Origin of the sequence: Psychrobacter sp. BI730, assembly GCF_013414195.1 — a bacterium.
Taxonomy (GTDB): domain Bacteria; phylum Pseudomonadota; class Gammaproteobacteria; order Pseudomonadales; family Moraxellaceae; genus Psychrobacter.
Window position 1 is genome coordinate 135,819 of record NZ_JAATTV010000001.1, and the last position, 23,519, is coordinate 159,337.

At 43.7% G+C, this 23,519-nt stretch carries 18 protein-coding genes; 9 read left to right on the forward strand and 9 right to left on the reverse strand.

What is annotated here, in order from left to right; genetic code table 11:
* Positions 1–89: 89 nt before the first annotated feature.
* The 4 genes from mnmG to ispF all read right to left on the reverse strand — a co-directional run bounded on the left by mnmG (position 90) and on the right by ispF (position 4,371).
* Entirely contained in the window at positions 90–1,985 is a 1,896-nt protein-coding gene (gene mnmG, locus HCZ91_RS00530) for a tRNA uridine-5-carboxymethylaminomethyl(34) synthesis enzyme MnmG (RefSeq protein WP_179797299.1), read from the reverse strand.
* A gap of 600 nt (positions 1,986–2,585) precedes the next feature.
* Positions 2,586–3,134, reverse strand: coding sequence for a hypothetical protein (locus HCZ91_RS00535; RefSeq protein WP_179797301.1), 549 nt, complete (start codon positions 3,132–3,134; stop codon positions 2,586–2,588).
* A gap of 266 nt (positions 3,135–3,400) precedes the next feature.
* A complete protein-coding gene (gene grxD / locus HCZ91_RS00540; protein WP_057759647.1) occupies positions 3,401–3,751 on the reverse strand; it encodes a Grx4 family monothiol glutaredoxin in 351 nt (116 codons plus the stop codon).
* A gap of 116 nt (positions 3,752–3,867) precedes the next feature.
* Positions 3,868–4,371 (reverse strand): 2-C-methyl-D-erythritol 2,4-cyclodiphosphate synthase, encoded by a 504-nt coding sequence (gene ispF / locus HCZ91_RS00545; protein ID WP_179797303.1) that lies wholly within the window; start codon positions 4,369–4,371, stop codon positions 3,868–3,870.
* Positions 4,372–4,631: 260 nt separating this feature from the next.
* Between ispF and mnmA the strand changes: the two genes are divergently transcribed.
* Together mnmA and purB are read left to right on the forward strand one after the other, a co-directional pair.
* Positions 4,632–5,858: a tRNA 2-thiouridine(34) synthase MnmA gene (gene mnmA / locus HCZ91_RS00550; protein ID WP_179797305.1), complete on the forward strand. Its 1,227-nt coding sequence runs from the start codon at positions 4,632–4,634 to the stop codon at positions 5,856–5,858.
* Positions 5,859–6,069: 211 nt separating this feature from the next.
* Positions 6,070–7,461 (forward strand): adenylosuccinate lyase, encoded by a 1,392-nt coding sequence (gene purB / locus HCZ91_RS00555; protein WP_179797307.1) that lies wholly within the window; start codon positions 6,070–6,072, stop codon positions 7,459–7,461.
* Between the two features lie 180 nt (positions 7,462–7,641).
* Here purB and HCZ91_RS00560 read toward each other — a convergent pair whose 3' ends face one another.
* Positions 7,642–7,827, reverse strand: a complete 186-nt coding sequence (locus HCZ91_RS00560; RefSeq protein WP_179797309.1) for an NF038104 family lipoprotein — start codon at positions 7,825–7,827, stop codon at positions 7,642–7,644.
* A gap of 190 nt (positions 7,828–8,017) precedes the next feature.
* Here HCZ91_RS00560 and HCZ91_RS00565 point away from each other — a divergent pair, with 190 nt between their 5' ends.
* Positions 8,018–9,190 carry a cupin domain-containing protein gene (locus HCZ91_RS00565; protein WP_179797311.1) on the forward strand — a complete coding sequence of 391 codons (1,173 nt, stop codon included), beginning with the start codon at positions 8,018–8,020 and terminating at the stop codon, positions 9,188–9,190.
* 192 nt (positions 9,191–9,382) lie between these two features.
* Here HCZ91_RS00565 and HCZ91_RS00570 read toward each other — a convergent pair whose 3' ends face one another.
* The 3 genes from HCZ91_RS00570 to HCZ91_RS00580 form a co-directional block, all read right to left on the reverse strand.
* On the reverse strand, positions 9,383–10,075 hold the full coding sequence (locus HCZ91_RS00570; protein ID WP_101204808.1) for a 1-pyrroline-5-carboxylate dehydrogenase: 693 nt from the start codon (positions 10,073–10,075) through the stop codon (positions 9,383–9,385).
* Between the two features lie 11 nt (positions 10,076–10,086).
* A complete protein-coding gene (gene putA / locus HCZ91_RS00575; RefSeq protein ID WP_179797313.1) occupies positions 10,087–13,350 on the reverse strand; it encodes a bifunctional proline dehydrogenase/L-glutamate gamma-semialdehyde dehydrogenase PutA in 3,264 nt (1,087 codons plus the stop codon).
* Positions 13,351–14,087: 737 nt separating this feature from the next.
* A complete protein-coding gene (locus HCZ91_RS00580; protein ID WP_179797315.1) occupies positions 14,088–15,383 on the reverse strand; it encodes an NCS2 family permease in 1,296 nt (431 codons plus the stop codon).
* Positions 15,384–16,011: 628 nt separating this feature from the next.
* Between HCZ91_RS00580 and tolQ the strand changes: the two genes are divergently transcribed.
* From tolQ to HCZ91_RS00605, 5 genes are all read left to right on the forward strand, one after another.
* Positions 16,012–16,734: a protein TolQ gene (gene tolQ, locus HCZ91_RS00585; RefSeq protein WP_179797317.1), complete on the forward strand. Its 723-nt coding sequence runs from the start codon at positions 16,012–16,014 to the stop codon at positions 16,732–16,734.
* Complete coding sequence (gene tolR, locus HCZ91_RS00590; RefSeq protein WP_179797319.1) at positions 16,731–17,189, forward strand: protein TolR; 459 nt, start codon at positions 16,731–16,733, stop codon at positions 17,187–17,189. The genes tolQ and tolR overlap by 4 nt, the downstream gene beginning before the upstream one ends.
* 73 nt (positions 17,190–17,262) lie before the next feature.
* The gene (locus HCZ91_RS00595; RefSeq protein WP_257019922.1) at positions 17,263–18,285 is read left to right on the forward strand and encodes a cell envelope integrity protein TolA; all 1,023 of its coding nucleotides are present in this window, start codon (positions 17,263–17,265) and stop codon (positions 18,283–18,285) included.
* Positions 18,286–18,421: 136 nt separating this feature from the next.
* Complete coding sequence (locus HCZ91_RS00600) at positions 18,422–19,714, forward strand: PD40 domain-containing protein (RefSeq protein ID WP_179797321.1); 1,293 nt, start codon at positions 18,422–18,424, stop codon at positions 19,712–19,714.
* A 502-nt stretch (positions 19,715–20,216) separates the two neighbouring features.
* Entirely contained in the window at positions 20,217–21,623 is a 1,407-nt protein-coding gene (locus tag HCZ91_RS00605; RefSeq protein WP_179797323.1) for a nucleobase:cation symporter-2 family protein, read from the forward strand.
* A 142-nt stretch (positions 21,624–21,765) separates the two neighbouring features.
* Here HCZ91_RS00605 and HCZ91_RS00610 read toward each other — a convergent pair whose 3' ends face one another.
* A complete protein-coding gene (locus HCZ91_RS00610) occupies positions 21,766–22,431 on the reverse strand; it encodes a TetR family transcriptional regulator C-terminal domain-containing protein (protein WP_102092158.1) in 666 nt (221 codons plus the stop codon).
* A gap of 523 nt (positions 22,432–22,954) precedes the next feature.
* Between HCZ91_RS00610 and uraD the strand changes: the two genes are divergently transcribed.
* Complete coding sequence (gene uraD, locus HCZ91_RS00615; RefSeq protein WP_179797325.1) at positions 22,955–23,476, forward strand: 2-oxo-4-hydroxy-4-carboxy-5-ureidoimidazoline decarboxylase; 522 nt, start codon at positions 22,955–22,957, stop codon at positions 23,474–23,476.
* The last annotated feature ends 43 nt before the right edge of the window (positions 23,477–23,519 follow it).

Here is a 23,519-nt window from a genome sequence, read left to right on the forward strand (position 1 = left end):
TTTTGATAAACAAAAGCCCGTAACGAAACATCGTTACGGGCTATTTATACTATAAGTGCTTTATTATAAAAGGCTTTATTGCATAGCTATTATGAGTCCAATGCAGCTTTTGCTTTTTTATGCTTTTTAACCGTCATTGCCAACAACTGAATGGCAGCAGGGGTTACACCGCTTACGCGTCCCGCTTGAGCTAGCGTTGCAGGACGAACTTGCGTAAGTTTTTGTACTATCTCATTTGATAGTCCTGACACGATACTATAATCAAAGTCTAACGGTAGCGCTGTGTTTTCTAGTCGCTTCATTTGGTCGATATCTTCTTGTTGACGGTCGATATAGCCAGCATATTTGACAGAAATCTCTATCTGCTCACCCACTTGTGCATCAACGGTTGAGTCAGTGATAGCCGCGATATCAGCAAAATGTATTTGCGGACGCTTTAGCAAATCGAAGGCAGTAGACTCTTTAGACAGCACTTCACCTGTTTGCTCGGTCACTTGCTTACCTAATGCATTAGCAGGCGTGGCCCACATATCTTTTAGGCGTGAAGTTTCTGTGGCGATGGCTTCCATTTTTTCTTGATAGGCTTGCCAGCGTACATCGTCTACCAGACCTAGCTTACGACCAGTCTCAGTCAAACGCTGATCTGCATTGTCTTCACGCAGCAATAAACGATATTCTGCACGGCTTGTAAACATGCGATACGGCTCGGTAGTACCGTGGGTAATCAAGTCATCGACAAGCACCCCAAGATACGCTTCATCGCGGCGCGGTGTCCATGTGTCAAACTCACTGTTATTGGTCGTCACCAATGCCGCATTGGTTCCTGCTAGCAAACCTTGTACGCCTGCTTCTTCATAGCCAGTCGTACCATTAATTTGACCCGCAAAGTACAGACGATCAATCGACTTGGTTTCAAGCGTTGGCTTGAGGTTTTGTGGATCAAAATAATCATACTCAATCGCATAACCTGGACGAGTAATATGGGCATTTTCTAAGCCTTTCATACTATGAATAAAGTCTAACTGCACATCAAATGGCAAACTGGTCGAGATACCATTTGGATATAGCTCATGCGTGGTCAGACCTTCTGGCTCGATGAAAATCTGATGGCTGTCTTTATCCGCAAAACGATGAATTTTATCTTCGATAGATGGGCAATAACGCGGGCCTACGCCTTCGATTTTGCCAGAGAACATTGGTGAACGGTCAAGGTTTTCACGAATAATGTCATGAGTACGCGCATTGGTATGGGTGATATAACAATTGACCTGCTCAGGATGCATAGAAACATCACCCATATAGCTCATCACTGGCAATGGCGTATCACCCGGCTGTACCGTCATCACGCTAAAGTCAACACTACGTGCATCAATACGTGCTGGTGTACCTGTTTTTAGACGACCGACTGGCAGCTTAAGCTCACGTAAACGATCTGCCAATTTGATAGAAGGCTGATCCCCTGCACGGCCACCCTTTGAATTCTCTAAACCAATATGAATGACACCGCCCAAGAAAGTCCCTGAGGTCAATACGACTGTTTCGGTCTTAAAGACAATACCTGTAGAAGTCACAACAGCCGTTGCACGGCCGTTTTCGACCAAGATATCATCAGCAGCTTGTTGAAATATATCCAGATTTGGCTGATTTTCTAACGTATGACGGATAGCCGCTTTATACAAAATGCGGTCTGCTTGCGCACGCGTGGCACGAACGGCAGCCCCTTTACGGCTGTTTAGTACGCGAAACTGAATACCAGCCTTGTCCGTTGCCAGCGCCATTGCACCGCCTAGCGCATCAATCTCACGTACTAGATGCGATTTACCGATACCACCAATCGCAGGGTTACAACTCATCTGCCCGAGCGTCTCGATATTATGCGTCAACAATAAGGTCTGTGCGCCCATACGTGCAGCCGCCAGAGCAGCTTCTGTGCCAGCATGACCACCGCCGATCACTATCACGTCGTAATGTTTTGGGTATTGCATGTGTGCCTCACTTGACTCATAACGCTGCTGATTGCCATATCCTATGTTCAAATAAGAAAACAGGCAGCAAATAAACGTCAGTCGAATTTATAAAAAGGTAACGACTCAGATAAGTCGTTCATAATTGGTTAGGGCGTGTTCTTATTTTGAAAATGGTGATAAAAATGAGGTAAATTGCAGCCAAACAAGGAAAATAGCGCAGATAATATCAGGATACTAACCAGCTATTTGACATAGTTTGGCAATATTTAACCATTTTTAGCCCATCCAGATGCTTTTGTTCAGATTAAGGACACGCCCTGAATAACCCATAATTATAACAATTTTTTGATACTTAAAAAACGTTAGAACAAAAACTATTAAAATTAAGCGAAAAGTTCTCTACTCTGGTTACTGTCTTGTTAGTTGTTGCCTTACTAGGGCGTGTCTTTATTTCAAAAATGGTGATAAAAATGAGATAAATTGCCGTCAAACAAGAAAAATAGCGCAGATAATATCGGGATATTAAACAGCTATTTGACGATGTTTGGCAAGATTTAGCCATTTTTAGCCCATTTAGATGACTATCGGATGAATTGAAGACACGCCTTAGTTACTGTTTTAATCATCATTTTGGTTATTATTGCCAGGGCTAAGCGGTACGATCTGATCTGATTGCCCACTAGACAGCATATGATGACTACCATACCCTTCTGGATTGATCTGTAGATAGGCGTTCATTTGACCAATCGCCTCACCATCATCACTGGCCAAAATCTGCTCTTTGATAAGCTCAACTGGCGGTAATGGTAAGTTTTTGAGCAATGCCAAGCGTTGATGGTTATCACCCTTGTTGACTACCAACTCGATAAGCTGACGGGCATCGATAGGCAAATCTGGCGTGTTCTGTGCTAAAAGTGCCAAATGATAAGCGCCTGCAGGGTCTTGGTCTACAACGATGCGCTGCTCAATCGCAACATATGTCGCTTCAGTTGCACCGCCCGCCACACTCAGCTGATGAATACACTTAAGTGCTGAGTATGACTCAGTATTAGCAATCTCAATAATACGTGTCGATTCATTTTTTAAACGTTCACGGCGTTTTTCAATCGCTGCCTGCTCAGCCGCTTCTCTTTGCTCGTTTAACTGTTCGCTGGTTTGGTTATTCATAAAGCTCTCTTACTCATCTGATAATTATTATTTATATCGCTGGTATCTTGGACACTATATGGGGGTAAATCCCATAAAAACAACGAAGCCTAATGACATAGGCGCGTGAAAATACTAATGGGGACAAGAATAGATACGCTACTAACGACAATAATAGCGACAATAAAAAACCCAAATAGCCATTAAATGACTACTTGGGTTTGCTGTGCTCGTATCTTACAAAGGCTAATTGGACATTAAAGACATCCAATTCACACTTTCAAGTATTAAGCAGCAGGGCTGTTTGCTTCAACCAATGGCTTTAACTCGCCTGATTGATACATTTGCAAGATAATGTCTGATCCGCCCATTAGCTCGCCATCAATCCATAACTGCGGGAACGTTGGCCAATTCGCGATTTTTGGCAACGTTGCACGGATTTCTGGGTTTTCTAAAATGTTTACAAACGCAAATGGACGACCAATCTGAGTCAACACTTCAATAGAGCGCGCTGAAAAGCCACACTGTGGAAATTGCGGTGTGCCTTTCATGTAGATAATGACTTTATTGTCACGGATTTGATCACGGATCAATTGTTCAACGTCGTTTGCAGCAGTGTTTGGGGTTTGCTCACTCATAAAAGCTCCTATTGATAAAGCGGTTCATTAAAATGATTATTTATATAAAATAATTGTATAAAGACGTGGCTTATACATGGGGCGACTGCCGCTGTATTACAAGCACGAATTTCAATCTATGTAGGTTCGATAGCATTAGGGACTAATAATACCACGGCATTGGCCATGATGCCCTCTTGACGACCCGTAAATCCCAATTTTTCAGTCGTGGTGGCTTTTACGCTGATATTGCTAATATCCGTTTGCAGGTCACTAGCGATATTGGCGCGCATGGCTAGATTATGCGGCGCTAACTTTGGACGCTCGCACATCACCGTAATATCAGCGTTGCCTAGACTGTAACCAGCCTCTTGCACTTTACTATAAACATAACGTAGCAATACTCGTGAATCCAATCCAGCATGTGCCGCATCGGTATCGGGAAAATGCTGCCCGATATCACCAAGCGCCAATGCACCAAGCAGCGCATCAGCAAGTGCGTGCAAAACCACATCCCCATCAGAGTGTGCGAGCAAACTGTGAGTATGCTCAATAGGCACGCCTGCTAGAATGACATATTGCTGCTGCTGACCATTATTATGAAAAGCGTGAACGTCGATACCTTGACCAATTTTTATCATTATTATTCCAAGATGAGTTAAAGGTGATTAAAATAATTCAAAACCACTATCTGAATTTTCAAAGCGGTTTTACTAGTAGCCAGACACCATCGGTCGCCACCAGTTTCAATTAACTGGTATAATATGACGTTTATTTTATCATAATACCAGATCCAAAAGACAAGCTGACGTTGTTGTGCTGAGACTACGTATTTTAGTGATTGCATGATACTTGGCGTCGGCATGTACTTTGGATAACGTATAAATAGTTGAGCCGTTTTATGTCAGCCATACAAAATACCTCAAGCACAACCGTTTCTGAGTCTTTTAATGCTCATCGCCCTTTAACACTTGCTCATGTCGAAAATCCTAGCACCAAGCACGTGATCGTCGGTATGTCAGGTGGGGTCGATTCTTCTGTATCAGCCGTATTACTTCAACAGGCAGGCTTCAAGGTCGAAGGCTTGTTTATGAAGAATTGGGAAGAAGATGACGGCACCGAATACTGTACGGCGATGGATGATTTAGCAGACGCGCAAGCCGTATGTGACAAAATTGGTATGAAGCTGCACACGGCCAACTTTGCTATGGAATACTGGGATCGCGTATTCGAGCACTTTTTGGCGGAATATAAAGCAGGACGCACCCCAAACCCTGATATCTTGTGCAATAAAGAAATCAAGTTTAAGGCGTTTTTGGACTATGCATTGACCCTTGGTGCAGATTATATCGCGACCGGTCACTATACACGTCGCAGTGTGAACTATACCAATGCCGAAGGTGACGAGGTTGCTCAGCTCTTACGCGGTCTTGATAATAATAAAGACCAAAGCTATTTCTTACATGCGGTTGGCGGTGACAAAATCGCCAAAACGCTATTCCCAGTTGGTGAGCTTGAAAAGCCAGTGGTACGTCAGATTGCTGAAAAGCATGACCTAGCGACGGCTAAAAAGAAAGACTCTACGGGCATTTGCTTTATTGGTGAACGCCGTTTTAAAGACTTCTTACAGCAATATCTGCCTGCCCAAAAAGGCGAGATACTTACTGATGATAATAAAGTCATCGGTACTCATGATGGCCTCATGTATTACACATTGGGTCAACGCGGCGGCATCGGCATTGGCGGTGTTAAAGACCGTCCTGAAGAACCGTGGTTTGTATTGGCAAAAGACTTAGAGAAAAACCGTTTAATCGTCGGTCAAGGGCATGAACACCCCATGCTAATGAGCAACGAGCTAAAAGCCTATAAGCTCGATTGGATTGATGGTTTACCACCTGCGGATGTGTTTAGCGACGAAGGTCTAGCCTGTATGGAAAAGTCTCGCTATCGCCAGCCAGATCAAGCGTGTCGCGTGTTTGCGACCAATGCTGATGGCAGCGAAGTGCGCGTGGTATTTGATGAGCCACAGCGCGCCGTCACTCCTGGTCAGTCAGCGGTATTTTATATCGATGAAGTATGTCTGGGCGGCGGCGTGATTGAATCTATCGATGCACCTTGCGGATTCTAATTGATTCCTAAGACCCAACTTAAAGCATGATGTTGACGCAGTGAATAACATAATTTTAACGAGGGCCAACATCGCTTTATTTGCATAGACCGCTTTTTTAATATCATATTTCTGCTATATTACGCGCAACGATTTCGACGTCGTTTATTATATGGTAATTTTTTATCTAGACTCTTGCAGTTTTTTATTTCATAACTACTGAGGCATAACCATGACCCCACTTACCGCTCTCTCTCCAATTGATGGCCGTTACGCATCAAAGGCTGACAGCTTACGTCCTTATTTATCTGAATTTGGTCTAATCAAAGCTCGCGTTACGGTAGAGATTCGCTGGTTGCAGTCTTTAGCTGACAACAGCGCAATTGGTGAATTAGCAGCATTTGATGACCAGACCAACGCTTTTTTGAATGCAATCGTTGATGACTTTAGCGAAGCGGATGCTCAAGCTATCAAAGACATCGAAGCGACGACCAATCACGATGTAAAAGCGGTTGAGTACTTTATCAAAGACAAGTTCCGTGGTCAGGATGCCTTGATTGACTCACTTGAGTTCATTCACTTTGCTTGTACCAGTGAAGATATCAATAACCTATCATATGCATTGATGCTCAAAGACAGCCGCGAGTTAGTCGTTGCCAAAATGCAGCAAGTGACTGATAGTATCGTTGACTTATCTATTGCTCACGCTGATCAGCCAATGTTATCACGTACACATGGTCAGACAGCCAGTCCAACGACACTGGGTAAAGAGATGGCAAACGTAGCCTATCGCCTAGCCCGTCAAATCAAGCAAATCAATCAAGTAGAGCTATTAGGTAAAATCAACGGCGCCGTTGGTAACTACAATGCCCATTTTTCAGCATACCCTGATGTTGACTGGCAGACTCACGCTGAATCATTCATCAATCAGCGTTTAGAGTTAACGTTTAACCCCTATACGACTCAGATTGAGCCGCACGATTATATCGCTGAGTTGTTTGATGCTGTTAAACGCTTCAATACAATCTTGATCGACTTCAACCGTGATATTTGGCAATATATTAGCTTAGGCTATTTTAAACAGCGCCTTAAAGATGGTGAAGTTGGATCTTCTACCATGCCGCATAAAGTTAATCCAATTGACTTTGAAAACTCTGAAGGTAACTTAGGCGTTGCCAATGCGATGCTGGCACATTTGGGTGAGAAGCTACCAATTTCACGTATGCAGCGTGACCTATCGGACTCAACCGTATTACGTAATATCGGTGTTGGCCTAGCACAGAGCATCATTGCGTTTGACGCTTGCTTAAAAGGCGTGGGTAAACTTGAGCTAAATGCACAGCGTTTAAATGATGATTTGAATCAAGCACAAGAAGTGTTGGCAGAACCGATTCAAACGGTCATGCGTCGCTACCGTGTTGAAAACCCGTATGAAAAGCTAAAAGCCTTGACTCGTGGTAATGCCATGACTCGTGAAGCCATGCTAACGTTTGTCGAAAGTGATGAGCTATCAGCAGTTAGTGATGTGGACAAAGAACGTCTACGTGCATTGACGCCTGCTACTTATATCGGTAATGCCGCTGAGCAAGCACGCGCTATTAAAGAATGGATTGCCAAGCTGTAATAACTGATAAGAGTATACTTGTAATAAGATCGGACTAGAAAGGTAGGAGCGCCTAGTATTATTTACTCGCTCCTATCTTGATAGCTATTGTCTAAATAAACAGTAACCTTACTTTGAATACTATGACTGGTTTTGATTCGATTGCTTTTGATTCAAAACCCATAGTCGATAAGTAAGGTTTTATTTTTTATCATCATCGTCATCACTGTCGCCCGGTATGATAGCTTTACCCACAGCAACGGTTCCTTTGACCACGCCTTTGGTAGTTTTATAAGCGATTTTTGCGGGTACTGTGACAATTTTATGGACACAGGCCTGTAGCAAAAATACGCTAGCGATGATGACAACAAAATGCAGATTTTTCATAACGTTCCTACGATTGAGTGGGTGCTCTGCTGACAGCTATTATTTTGATAATCGTTATTGCTTATATGTACTATATAAACGTCACCAAAATAATAGACATCAAATAGATGACAATCTTAAACTATTAAAACCTTCCTATAAAGCATCCCTTATTATTAATCTTGTACACCGCCAAAATATGGATTTATCAATGACTTCTATTCCTCTTTGTTTACCCGACTCTATCACGCCTGAGCAATTCCTGACTGAATATTGGCAAAAGAAGCCACTGCTTATCAAACAAGGGTTGCCGCAGCTAGTTGATATGTTTGAGCCAGATGACATGATTGGTCTTGCACTTGAAGAAGATGCTAGTGCAAGACTGCTGACACAAGCAGCCAGTAAAAAAGAAGGTCAGGCACAGTGGCAACTCAAAAAAAGCCCACTGAGTGAGACTGATTTTGAAAACCTACCAGAGCAATGGACCGTATTGGTACAAAATCTTGAACAATGGTCACCAGAACTTGGTCAGTTGTGGCAAGCATTTGACTTTATTCCGCAATGGCAGCGTGACGATATCATGGTCTCTTACGCACCAGCAGGTGGTTCGGTCGGTAAGCATTATGACGACTACGATGTGTTTTTGGCACAAGGATACGGCTCTAGACGTTGGCAGTTAGGCAAATTCTGTGATGACCAGACAGAATTTGTTGCTGATGAGCCGCTTCGTTTATTTGACGACATGGGCGAGCTTATTTTTGATGAGATACTAGAAGCGGGTGATGTGCTTTATGTACCGCCTAAATTATCACATTTCGGTGTAGCACAAGATGACTGTCTGACTTTTTCATTTGGTTGCCGCCGTCCAAACCTGATGCAAATCATCGATAGTGTGGCCGATATTGCGACTAACGACAGCAAGCTATTTATCCCGATGCTACTACCGCAAGCGCTACAAGCGTCAGGTGAATTGCAAGCAGATAGTATTGCCGCTATCAAGGCGCAATTGCTAGAAATGCTACAATCTGATCGCGGTGATGATATGATTCGCCAAGCAGTTTCTGAAGTGGTTAGTAAACGCCAATATGATGCGCTGATGCCAGAAGAGACGTTAGATACCGATGAGCTAATACAGGCCCTATCAGAAGGGGCCACATTGCAGGCGGACTATAGCAACCGCCTACTCTATAGCCAGACCGATGATGGCACTGTACTGTATGCTAATGGTCAACGTATCGATGGGCTTGATGAATCGGCGATAGCAGTACTAGTACGCTTGGCCAATGGTGAAGCATTACAACATAGCGACGTCACCGATGTTGATGCAGATGATTTGAGCGAATGGCTAGAGAACGGCTGGGTATGGGTTGATATTGCTGAATAACATCCTGTCATCAGGCTTCAGTTAAACAGCATAAACAAAAAAAACCGCTATCTGATAATTACTCAGATAGCGGTTTTTTCTTATACATTTTATGCAATCACTGGTTTGGTAATTCTAGCGCTACCAAACACCGCTTAGCCTTTATAAAAGTTGATATAAAAGCGAAGCGGATTCGTAATTAATGCAGTGATTCTACTCTGTACCAAGCTCAAGCAAGCTCGCGTTACCACCGATTGCTGTGGTATTGATAGTCTTGACTCGCTCAGTGACAAAACGATGTAGGTAGTCAGGCGTTAGCATTTCTGACAAGCCTTCCATATCAGTGACACTGATAACCTGTGTCAAAATACCGTCAGTATTGGCAAGCTCTTGACTGATGGCTTGCACTTCGCTGCGGCTACCAGAGACAGCCACTTGTGCTAGACGATCGATATATAAAAGCGTCACAGTTTGCGAATCGTTAGCCACACTCAATACATCTTCGCTGATACCTGTGTCGTGCAGTATCTTAGCAGCTTCATTACACATCTCATCTTGGCTTGGGCAATGCAATATAACTTCATTACCTGTTAGGAGTGCCGCGATAAGCTGACCTAATACTGCCATGGCTCTAGCAGTTTCGCCGCCGATAACCATGGTTTTACCACGACCAGTCACATACAAGTCATTAGACTCGCCTGTTGCCCCTGTCATACGATGCATCTCATCCAAACTAGGCGCAGCGCTCAACAAATGGTTGAATAAACGCTTTGCTTTATTGGCATCACCAGTGAGCAATGCCAGTTTTGGAATGGCTGCTTGTAGATACGTTGCACGGTTGACTGCGCCGAGTAATCGCCAAGATTCACAAACCTGGGCATGATTTTTTTTGAATTCAGTCGCCATGTTGCTACTCCTTATGCGAGTTCTGTTTGAGTGGTAGTTTGGGTTTCGGTCGCAGTCATATGAGCAGCTGACTGTTCAGCGTTGACTGTTTCTGAGCTAAGTTGCATCAGACGCGCGACATAGTGCGGGCCACCAGCTTTAGGGCCAGTACCAGATAGGCCACAACCGCCGAATGGCTGTACGTTTACGACCGCGCCGATTTGGTTACGGTTGATGTAAGTGTTACCGACAAAGGCACGATGCTCAATGTGCTCAACAGTATTTTCGATACGGCTATGAATACCTAAGGTCAAACCAAAGCCTGTGTTGTTGATAGCATCAATCAGCTTATTCAAATCACGCGCTTGATAACGAAGTACGTGTAGAATTGGGCCAAAGTGCTCACCACCGATCACATCGATGCTTTTCACTTCGATTGCGGTTGGCAATACAAAGGTAGACTTCTCTTGACTAACAACTGAGCTTGAGCTCATTGGCGTCTGTGCCAAAATGGTAGCAGTCGGCTCAGCACTCATACGTTCGATGTGCGCCTCTAAACCATGCTTAGCATCTGCATCAATTACTGGACCTACATCTGTCGCAGCATATAGAGGATTACCTACAGACAGCTCAGCCATATTACCTTGCAACAGCTCGATTAAATCATCCGCCATCTCTTCTTGTACACACAATATGCGACAAGCTGAACAACGCTGACCTGCTGAACCAAATGCTGATAGTACCGCATCTCTAACGACTTGCTCTGGCAATGCTGTTGAGTCAACGATCATTGCGTTTTGACCGCCAGTCTCAGCGATAAAGACAGGCAATTCGCCACTGGTTTGAGCATGGTCGTTTAGGCTTTGGTTGATACGTTGGGCTGTTTGAGTAGAGCCTGTAAATATCACACCTGCGATATTGTCAGCCGCCGTCAAAGCACCACCTACGTCGCCTGCACCAATGACCAATTGCAATGCTTCTACTGGTATACCCGCTTGATACATCAACTGTGCACCAAAGTGAGCTACCAAACTGGTTTGTTCAGCAGGTTTCGCTACTACCGTGTTACCTGCAGCAAGTGCAGCTACAATCTGTCCCGTATAAATAGCCAATGGGAAGTTCCATGGACTGATACAAACGAAAGTACCGCGTGCTTTATACACTTGACGAGACTGCTTGCCAGCCAAGTCTGTAAACTCATGCACGACATCATCTAGGCGCTCTGCTTCGTCAGCATAGAAACGACAGAAATCAACAGCTTCTTTGATTTCATCAATACCGTCTTGCATGGTTTTGCCCGCTTCAACTTGGCATAGTGCCATTAGTTCAGCGTAGTTCTCTTCGTATAGCTCAGCAATCTTACGTAATATCTCAGCACGCTTAGCAGCTGGTACATTTTTCCATACATCTTGACCAGCAACAGCAACGTCAATCGCTTGGCGAGCCACTTCAGCGTTAGCATAAGTTACTTTACCAGCACTAACTTCATGGTTCCAAGGCGCAAGTACAGTCTGCGTATCAAGTTGATTCGTTTGACCATCTACTTCGTAGGTATCAACAGCTTTACCATTAATGATAGAGGTTGCTGACCATGTTTTGTGTAGATGGCTATCAATAGCTGATTTGAACGGTAACCATTGTGACTCTACAAAGATATTAGGGCCAAAACTTGCACGACGTTCACCGTAAATCTCTAACGGTAACGGGATGTCTGGATTGTGCAATGTTGCATTACCAAGCAGCTTGTCGTATGGATGCACTGTTAGCTTTTCGATTGGGTAAGACTTGTCTAGCAACTGATGAACAAACGAGCTGTTGGCACCGTTCTCAAGCAAGCGGCGTACCAAGTACGGTAGCAAGTCTTTATGCGCGCCTACTGGCGCATAGATACGTACAGGAATCTCATAAGCTTGCAAAATATGATCATAAAGCGCATCGCCCATGCCGTGCAGACGTTGGAACTCAAAATCTCTATGTGCAGTCATGGTCATGATTGAAGACAGTGTATGCGCATTATGCGTGGCAAACTGTGGCCAGATTAGGCCGCGCAGATGGTCTGATAATAAGAAGCGCGCACAAGCAAGGTATGCAGTATCCGTACCTTCTTTACGTGTCCAAACGGGATAGCCTGATAGACCTTTTTGCTGAGCAAGTTTGATCTCAGTATCCCAGTAAGCGCCTTTTACCAGGCGTACTGGAATACGATCACCGACTTCAGTAGACAAACGAGCAAGCCACGCTAATACAGCGATTGCGCGTTTAGAGTACCCTTGTACAACGATACCTAAACCATCCCAGTCCGCCGTTAAATTATCGCGGTACAAAGACTCAAACAGTTTTAGAGAAATCTCAAGGCGATCTGCTTCTTCAGCATCAATACTGATATCGACATTGACTTCACGTGCCGCTTCAATCAATAGCAGGCAGCGCTGACGCAATAAGCCCATTACTTGCGCTTCTTGCGTGGCTTCATAGCGAGGATGCAGTGCTGATAATTTGATAGACACTGACGGCTTTGGCATGCCTTCTTTGACTTTTACGTTCGCCGTGGCTCTGATCGCATGTAGATAGTCGTTGAAGTATTTTTCCGCATCTTTATGCGTGATGGCCGCTTCGCCTAACATATCAAATGAATAGGTATAGCCTCTGTTACGATATGGCTGGCTGTTTTTATTGGCGTCTTCGATGGTCTCGCCCAATACAAACTGATGACCCATGATACGCATGGCTTTTTGCATCGCACTGCGAATGACAGGCTCACCCATCTTTTTAGTCATGCGATCCAAGAAACCTGATGCAGTGGTGCTGCTGTCAATACTGACAACGCGACCAGTCATCATCATGCCCCAAGTAGAAGCATTGACCATAAAGCCGTTGTCATTTTTGATGTGCTTTTTCCAATCTGCCACACTCATTTTGTCATGAATCAATGCATCAGCAGTATAATTGTCTGGCACTCGAATCAAAGCTTCTGCCAAGCTCATGAGCAAGATACCTTCTTGGGTATCAAGGCTATACTCGAGCAATAATGAGTCAACCATCTTGACGGCTTTACCATCATTACGCACGTGCTCGACCAGTTTGCGCGTTTGCTCAGCAGCAGCATCGCGTTCTTCTATACTGGGTTTGGCAAGTGGCAATAACTCAGACAACCAACGTTCTTCATCGGCGCTATATAGCGGCGAAATACGTTTATTTAGCGCTTCTGCTGACTGGGCGAGATACTCAGGCGACAGCATATCAACAGGATTAAACAAGATCGGCTCTTGCGGGGTAAACTGGTCTACTGGGTTCATAATAACTCCATAACTATCGTTTAAAAACCATAATAAATGGTGCTTTAGGAAGTCTGATCGTTCTGTATAACTGCTCATAACCGCTATTAAAAAATAGGGGTTATTGACGGATATTCACAGCAATAATCAAAAGACCAAACGGCGCCATCACAAAACTAAAAATCCAGCATAGGCTGGAGACGGTTAAGTAGGTCGTTCGACTGTTAAACGGGCTACGTTAACAATACAAAGGCAACAACGAAAAGCTAAGCGGCATTAGTGCCTTCTTCTTGTTAGTAGTGAAAGGAGTGTGATGACCAAATATCGCCTTATTGAACCGAAAAATCGCTCTAATAATCACAAATCTGTCATCTTTTATGATGCTAATTCACTGTAAGAAAAACCTCTACGGCGTTGATTGAGGTGATGCGCTTAACTCGGCTATAATATCACGAAAGTTTTTTTCAAACTAACGAAATTCATTATTTTCATAAATTAATATATATCTAAATAACAATAACTTACAAGCACTTTATTGGTCATGACGCTTTGGTTACGTTTTTTTGTTTACTATTGCCCATAGTTTGGCATCACCCTACTTAATACTGCTATCAGAAATACTAAACATTAACCATAAGAATATCGGGATTAAATTAAGACGATAGTCTTATAATACTGACAAAAAAACCCTCTTTATCATCAGCTGATAAAGAGGGTTTTTGTTTAAGACGCTATCTAATGTCTCACAATGCGTTGCATTATAAGAAGATAATCTTGAACAACAATATAGCAGTCAAAATCCAAACAGCGATACTGATATCTGCAAACTTGCCTGCAATTGCTTTTACAGCCGTAAAGGTAATAAAACCAAGTGCGATACCGTCAGCGATAGAGTATGTAAGCGGTGTGAATAGCAATACCACGACCACTGGTGCTGCTTCTGTTAAGTCGCTCCAATTAATGTCCTTTAGGGTACCCATCATAAGTACGGCTACATAAAAGATAGCGCCAGCCGTTGCATAAGCTGGAATCATACCTGCTAATGGCGAGAAGAAGATACTGAACAGGAATAGCACACCTACCGTAACAGCCATCAAGCCTGTACGCCCACCTGAGGCGATACCAGAGATACTTTCAATATAACTGGTCGTCGATGAAGTACCTAGTAAAGAACCTGCTACTGTCGCTGTTGAATCAGCGAGTAGTGCTTTGCCCATGTTCGGGATATTGCCATCTTTGTCCGTTAGCTTTGCTTGGCTAGTGGTAGCAATCAAAGTACCAGCAGTATCAAACAAATCGACAAATAAGAAGGCAAAGATCACACTGATCATGCCCACATCAAATGCACCAGCAATATCTAACTGCATAAGCGTCGGTGCAATAGAAGGCGGTGAAGAGATGATACCTGTGAACTGTGTATAGCCCATTAATAAGCTAATCAGTGCAACCAATAAAATACCAATGGTTACCGCACCTGGGACTCTCTTGTAAGACAGGCCAATGATAACAACAAAACCTAGTGAAGCCATGACAGAACCGAATGATGTCATGTCACCAAGACCAACTAAGGTTGCATCATGATTGACGATGATGCCTGCGCTTTGCAACGCAATAAACGCCAAAAATGCACCAATACCAGCAACTACGCCGTTTTTGAGAGACGTTGGAATGGCATTAATGATTGCTTCACGAATCTTAAATAGACTCAATAGTACGAAGATACAACCAGACAAGAACACCGCACCTAGCGCTGTCTGCCATGCGTAGCCCATACCAAGCACCACACCATAGGTAAAGAAGGCATTAAGACCCATACCTGGTGCGAGCGCAACTGGTAGTCGGGCGTAGATACCCATGATGAAACAACCTACTGCTGCTGCTATACAGGTCGCTACAAATACTGCCCCTTTATCCATACCCGCATCGGCTAAGACGTTAGGGTTGACAAAGATAATATAAGCCATCGTCAAGAACGTGGTTATACCAGCGATGATTTCTGTTTTGATCGTGGTATTTTCACCATTAATCCCAAAATAGCGTTCAATTGCATTCATAAGTGTCGCCCCCGACTGGATAATAAAAAGTCATCATTACCTAAAATTAAACATGACCTCAGCGAAAAAATAACGATGCCACAATAAGAATAATGTAGTAACAAAGCGTAACATATTAGACCAGTTATCTTACAAACTCAATCGTTGATAATATCTATCTCGTACAAAATAGGATTTTGAGAGACTTCAAGACTATCGGTCAGAAAAGCCACATGAAAAGCTATATATAGTCATGCTGCTCGACGCTATTCGAAAAACTACTTTCTATTCGCTGTTAATTTAACATTCGGTTTGAGTCATGAGTTTTAGGTAATAAGTGTTTGCTCGGTCATTATTCATGTTATCCAACTAACTATTGAATGAATCAATAGCAGCCCAACCAAATAGTCGTTTAACACATTAATAATGACCTTTCTCTCATTTAGAAGTAAACTAGGGGGTTATTATACCGATACCTAAATCGCGATACTTACTGTTGCAGCATTTTTCTAAGCACAGTTACAAATTTTTAGTGAAGAAACGTGCTGCGTATTAAATACTAAAAAGTAAATAATGTTTGTTTATGGGTTGTCTGGTTCGGATATCACTATTCCAGCCAGCTGTTATCAATTATTCGTGAGTCCATTACATGCCTGAATCATTAAATATTGTCGATCTTATTACCCAAGCCAGTCTATTGGTGCAGATTGTGATGGCACTATTGTTAGTAGCCTCTTTACTCAGTTGGGTTATTATCTTTCGCATGAGTGCGCGACTTGGTACAGCCAAAAACTTTGATCAACAGTTTGAGACTTGGTTTTGGTCAGGCGAAGACTTAGCCAAGCTATACCAAGGCATTCAGGGTTCTCCTGATCGTCAAGGACTTGAGCAGATTTTTTATGTGGGCTTTTCAGAATACCTAAGAATGCATAAAAAGCGTCAACCTAAAGACGACATTATCGATGGTGTTGAACGCAAGCTACGCGTCGGCTTAGGTCGTCAGCAACAATTGCTAGAGTCAGGACTGACGACGCTAGCCAGCATTGGCTCCGTTGCTCCGTACATCGGATTGTTCGGTACAGTGTGGGGCATCATGAATGCCTTTTTGGGACTGTCTCAAACTGAGCAAGCTACCCTCGCCTCGGTAGCGCCCGGTATCGCGGAAGCACTGATTGCCACAGCTATGGGTTTGTTTGCCGCTATCCCTGCGGTATTGGCATACAACCACTTCACAGCAAAATCGAGCCGACTATATGACTCGCGCGCCTTATTTTGTGATGAGATGACAGGCATGCTACAGCGTGAGACCAGCGTACAAGCACCTATTAGCAAAGAAACCCAAGTTAATGCAGGTCAGGTGACAGGGCTATGAAACCAAACCCCTACGGCCGTGAAAAAAAAGCCCTTAATGCAGAAATGAACGTCGTACCTTACATTGACGTCATGCTGGTGCTACTGGTGATATTTATGGTGACAGCACCGATGCTGATTACAGGTGTCGATGTTGATCTGCCGAAAGAGCAAACCAATACTATGAGTCAAAGCCAGTTACCTGTGATTGTCTCGTTGACTGATAAAGGTGATATTTTTATAAGTTATGAAAGTAATGTCGACGTGCCTGTAAGTGAGCCTGAGCTGATTAATACATTATCTAACCTGCAGTCTCAGAGCGATAATAGTAATGCTGATCCAGTACAGGTGATGATCAATGCCGACCAAAACAATCAGTACGGTGCCATCATGACGCTCATGGCAACTTTGCAACAAGCAGGTATCGAAAAGGTGGGTTTACTGACTGGCGCACCACTACCCACGCCTTCTTTATAGTGATAAGCGTCCCTTAGTAAATGTCTTATATCATAATAGCCAATCCTAGTAATCCATCTGACAAATCACGTTCATGAGTATCCTTACCATGCATAATGCTCCTGCCGTCTATGTACCTACCGAACCAGAAAGCAACGGGCTAACACTGCCGACGTTGCTAAGCTTACTGGCGCATGGCCTTGTCATTGGCATACTGGTTTATAACTATCAAACCACTGAAATTGAGATTGCTGGTAGTATTGAGACGGTCATGGTATCCCCTGAGCAACTTGCTGAAATGCAAGGACAAATACTGGCCAACCGTGCAGCAGCTAGCGCAATGCAGATGGATAGTAGCACTAGCGACTCGTCTAGTAGTGCCCAGCCAGAAATATCTGGTAGTAGCGTCAGTGCGCAAAATTCAAGTCAGTCAAGCTCTCAGCGCGTGCCTGTATTTACACGATCTGAGGAGCCAGCTGGTCAACCCATACTGATGAGCGAAGACCATCAACAACGTCTGCTTGAGCAAAATCAAGAGTATGAGCGCAAAATGGCTGAGTGGGCAGCACAACTAGACGAGTCCGCTATGGAAGAGCTTGACCAAGTCGATCAAAGCAAACGTGATCAGCTCATAGAAGAACAAAAAAGGCTGGGAGAGTTTCGTCAAAAGCAAAACAACCCACCAAAGATAAAACGTCCCACTGCTAGCGATCGCAATATTGAGATTGATACTGCTGGCTCTGGCAATGCAGGAAAAACCTTTAGCCTATCAGATGGGCAGTCTACTATGTCTGGTGATACGTCAACCTCTAGTACGTCCAAGGGCAGTAGCCGCTCTGCATCCAGTGGCAGTCGCGGTGCCAGCAACAGCGAAATTATCAACTTAATTAAGCGCAACTATACGCCGCCTACCGCCGCGCGGGGTTCTACTCAACGCGCCACCCTGACCATCACTGTCAATGCAAATGGCGATGTGATCAATGTGTCCGCCTCTGGACCTGATAGCACGGTCAACGAAGCGGCAAGACAAGCGGTACTCAATACTGGCAGTCTCCCAATTGATGCTGATGACCCTAAATACCCGACTTTTACCATACAGTTTAAAGGCAGCAATTAATCAGTTGCTAGGTCCTTATAATATTGGTAACGTGACGTTAAGCGGCTTGTCTCGCATAGGTTGCTGCCTCATCTAGATGCTTGTCTCATTAAATAAAAAATGAATATCATACTAATTTTAGGAGCTCCCTTTACTCATGCGTACCCACAAAAAACTACTAGTCTCATTACTCGCCAGTACCTCAGCATTGCTAATATCGCAAAGCGTGCTCGCTGCACCTGTTGTACTAGAATTGGACTATGAGATTCCTGTTCAGCAAAACCAAGTCGCGTTTGTATCGTTTGCAGGTGACTCTGTCTTATCACCGATTGTATTAAATGACTTGAGTAAAACCGAGTTAAAAGTAACCAATCAAGATCTGCCGCAGCAGCCGCACAGTAGTAAAGAGCTGACAGGTACATTACCTGTTTGGCAAAGCATGGGTATACCGTATCTGGTCGTCGGCAGTACGCGTACCAATCGTGGCAAAATAATCACCGATTATGAAGTCATCGATGTTAAATCTGGTCGTGTGATAGAAGGCAAGCAAAGCCTAACTGCTGACAACAATAGAGAAAGTATGCGTTATGCTGGTCATGTCATCGCAGACAAAGTATACGAGCTGATTACTGGTATTCCAGGAGACTTCTCAGGACGCATTGCTTATATTGAAGAAACAGGAACTGGCAAGCAAAAGATCTCTCGTCTCAAGGTGATGGATGCTGATGGCGAAAATGCTAGAACCATTACTGAAGTCGCAGGCTCTATTTTTTCACCAGCATGGTCACCTGATGGCAACCGTATCGCCTACTCAGTACAACGTGAAAAATCATATCCCGTCATCTACGTGCAAAACGTCAGTGGCGGCGGCGCAACTGCCCTGACGCCTTTTTCAGGTAGCAACCTAAGCCCCTCGTTCTCTCCTGATGGCAGCAAGATATTATTCTCTAGCAGCTTTGAAGGTAGCGCTGATATCTATGAGATGAGCGCCAGCGGCGGTACACCTAGAAGGCTCACTAATTTACCAAGTAGTGAAGTACAACCAAGCTATGCACCAGACGGCAAATCTTTCGTTTTTGTCAGTGATAAGACTGGCTTTAATAAGCCGCAAGTCTATCGCTACGAGTTTGCCACGGGACAAACCACTAAAGTATCAAACGGTGGTTATGCAACCAGCCCACAGTTTAGCAGTGACGGTACACAAATTGCCTTTTTGAGTGGGCGCTCAGCAGCTATTATGAATAGTAATGGTGCGGTCACTACCAATCTTGGCAATACAGGTATTGATGAAGCACCAAGCTTCTCACCAAACGGTAAACGCGTGGTCTACGCATCGACCCAAGGCGGCAAAGGCGTACTGACCATCAAATCTCTCAATGGTGGCGAAGCGTTTGGTAAATCAGGACAAGGTGTTATCCGCTCACCTGTATGGTCATCAAGCCCAAAATAACTGGTCGACCACTAAAGTAGCAATTTTGGTATAGTAGAATAAATATCAAGCAAGCAAAATTGAAATGCCCCAATCATAGTCGTTATGGTTGGGGCTTTTTTTTGATTAAAAAACAGTAGTAGAGATGGCGATAGATCTTAGTACTTATTTGTTCTCAATAGTCAGTCCCCCTCATCTTTGATCTACTTTCCAATGTTACCTAACCCTCCCTCCTTCGTAACAAACCTGTAAATGCACTAGTACCAAAAAAAACATTGCAATGACTTGTATTTTACCTATATCCTAAATATACCTGACTAATTGGTCAGGTTGTTCAAATTTTAGCCAACATATATTAGCTATTTTTATTACTTATCTTACAGACGGATTCGTACCCCTATTGTTTACATCGATAAAAAAACAAATTAAAGATTGGATTAAAACTTTGATCTCGTGATCTACCACATTGTCTGATATCTACAGTTAAGCGGGTGCTAAGCAGTTATTTTAGGAGGAAACCACCATGAGTGAAAACGTTCCAGCGAATACCGACTTACTGTATAGACTGCATGACCGTCCTACCCCCATTAAAGCTTTTTTAGGTGCTATACAGCACGTACTTGCAGCGTTTGTAGGTATTATCACACCCTCTCTTATCATAGGTGGCACATTAGGTTTAGGAGAGCATATCCCCTACCTTCTCAGTATGTCATTGATAGTATCTGGCGTCGCAACCTTTATTCAGACCCGTAAAGTAGGTCCTGTTGGCTCTGGTCTCATGGCGTTACAAGGTACCAGTTTTGGATTTTTGGCAGCGGTACTGACAGCAGGATTTGTGGTAAAAAACCGCGGCGGTGGTCCAGAAGAGATTTTATCCGTTATTTTTGGTGTTTCATTTCTCGGTGCATTTGTTGAGATATTTTTGAGTCAATTTATTACCAAACTCAAGTCCTTTATGAGTCCTATTGTTACAGGCTGCGTGATTGTCACGATTGGTTTGTCATTAACCAAGGTAGGTCTGACCGACTTAGCGGGCGGGTTTGGTGCTGAAGATTTTGGTAGTATTCCGAACTTACTCTTGGGCGGTGGTGTGCTGGCAAGTGTCGTACTGATTAGCATCATCAATAATAAAGTCATTCGCTCAAGCGCCATCTTTATCGGTTTGATGCTCGGCCTTATCGCGGCCGTATTTATGGGACGTATCGATTTTTCATTGGTGTCTGAAGCGGATTTTTTCACCGTTCCCATTCCCTTCAAATATGGTTTTGGTTTTGATTGGCAGGCATTTATTCCCATTGCCTTTATGTACATCATTACCAGTATTGAGACCTCGGGTGATTTGACCGCTACCTCAATGATATCAGGTGAACCGATCAAAGGCCCTCTCTATGAGAAACGCATCAAAGGCGGCGTACTAGGAGATGGTGTTAACTCTCTGATTGCGGCGGTATTCAATACCTTCCCTGTGACAACCTTTAGCCAAAACAACGGTGTGATCCAAATGACGGGTATTGCCAGTCGCTACGTGGGTTTCTATGTTGGCGGCCTCTTATGCCTGATGGGGCTATTCCCTGTCCTTGGTGCTATTTTTACCCAATTACCGAAGCCTGTTGTTGGCGGCGTCACGCTACTGATGTTTGCGACGGTAGCGACTGCTGGTATTCGTATCTTATCTACCGTGCAATTCACGCATCGTAATGTCTTAATCATTGCCACCTCACTGGGTCTGGCAACGGGTATCGCCTTTGTCCCTGATGTACTGTCACAAACGCCCCAGTTCTTTCAGAATATCTTTGGCTCAGCGGTAACAATGGCAGGGATTGTGGCCATCACCCTTGATATGATTTTACCTCAAAACTATGGCATCGAGTTTGATACCAAAGCACAGCATGCAAAAGACAAATTAGAACCAACGCAAGAAGTCGCTTAATGCTAAACACAAGCTAGGGCTGAACATATCGAAGTGTTTCGCCGTAAACGAGGTGCACAGAAAAATAGAAATAATCTGTGCACTTCGCTGATTAAGCACCTGACTTATTAAATAGGCACCCTGTCAAATAGGTACCTTGTCATTATTCAAGGCCACAGCCTTTTAAAATAAAAGGCACCAGAAAGTCTGCCGCACGTGCTTCATCTGCTGCGTCATACGCCGTCTTATCCATTAATCCAACGATTTCAATCTCGAATTCAGCATAACGTTGGGTAGTCGCCCAAATCAAAATCAGTAGTTGGAGAGGATCAGTAATCCCAATTTTGCCTTGCTTGTGCCACTCTTTCATTACCTGTGCTTTATCGTGTACCCACTCCTTCATCGTAGTGGACATAAATTCATGCAAATGCGGTGCACCGCCGATAACTTCAATCGCAAACAATTTATGGCGACTTGGATTGACAAAGGCTTGATGTAGCTTGGTACGGACGAATTTTTCGATGACTGTTTTTGGGTCGCTATCTACTGTAATGGTTACCAAACCTTCGTTCCATTCTTGAATGATCGAACGCAGCACTGCCATGTAGAGATTCTTTTTGTTTTTAAAGTAGTAGTGAACATTGGCTTTAGGCAAGCCTGCTCTATCGGCAATACCCTGCATCGTAGCGCCGCGATAGCTTTGGAGCACAAACTCTTCTTCAGCTGCCGCTAAGATAAGCGCTTGGTTCTGTGCGCGAATGGCTTGTTGGCTACGGTGCGAGGGCGTATCAGTCACTGAGGTTTCTTCCTTTTGATTATTTTGAGTCATAGCAGTGGTATCTCACTTTAAGAGACAGGTTCGACAAAATAGTCGCTATATTTTGCTGTGTATTCTTGTATAAATACATAGATTTGATCAGCATAACCTGTTAAATAAAAATATTTCGCATAAAACAGTTGACCAATTAGTCAGGTTTTAGCAAAATGGGAACTGTAAATCAATTACGCCGTCATTAATCACTTCTTGCCATACGTTTTGGACGGCTAAAATATCAGTGTTTCCTTAGCAAATCTGTTTCATATTGTCAGTTCACTATAACTTGAAATTATGCAAAGCGTATATAAGTGCTAAAGGTCTGACTACGAACACATAGATTACTGGCTTTTGTTTTCAAGCCAATTAATAGCTGCTAGCTTAATCAAATCATCTATGAAGCTGAAGCAACCGCTACTTATCAAAATTACTGCTTGTACCTATAAGTTTATGCAAATAATCATAAGGTATAAACCTCTATCAAACATTTATCGCCCAATACAGATAACGGGCTACCCTATTAGAAAAGGATGTCATCGTGAGCTTAACCTTAGCGCAATTCAACGATTTATCACAAGAAGTCGCCATCGCTCAGCTATTGACTTGCTGCACCAGTAAAAGCTGGGCCTATAAACTTGCAGTCGCCCGCCCTTTTGCAGACTTTGATGTACTGTTAGCAAGTAGCGACGCTATCTGGGACAAAGTACAAAACGATGAGGCTAGCCTATCAGAAGCGTTTGATGGGCATCCGCAAATCGGTAACGTGGCATCTCTAAAAGAAAAATACCGCAACACACAAAGTAGCGCTGCACACGAACAATCAGGCGCTAACGATGCAGCAGATGAGGTGCTCAAAGCACTTGCCAAAGGCAATCGAGACTATCTCGATAAATTTGGTTTTATTTTTATTGTCTTTGCGACGGGTAAAAGCGCGCAGCAAATGCTGGATCTGTTATTAGCGCGCCTGCCTAATGATCGTGCCACTGAACTGCTCAATGCAGCCGCTGAGCAAAATAAAATTACGCGTCTACGTTTAAACAAACTACTAGACAATGCTTAGACAGGCAAATAGTAGTCGCAGAGTTAGACTAGCATTTTTATCC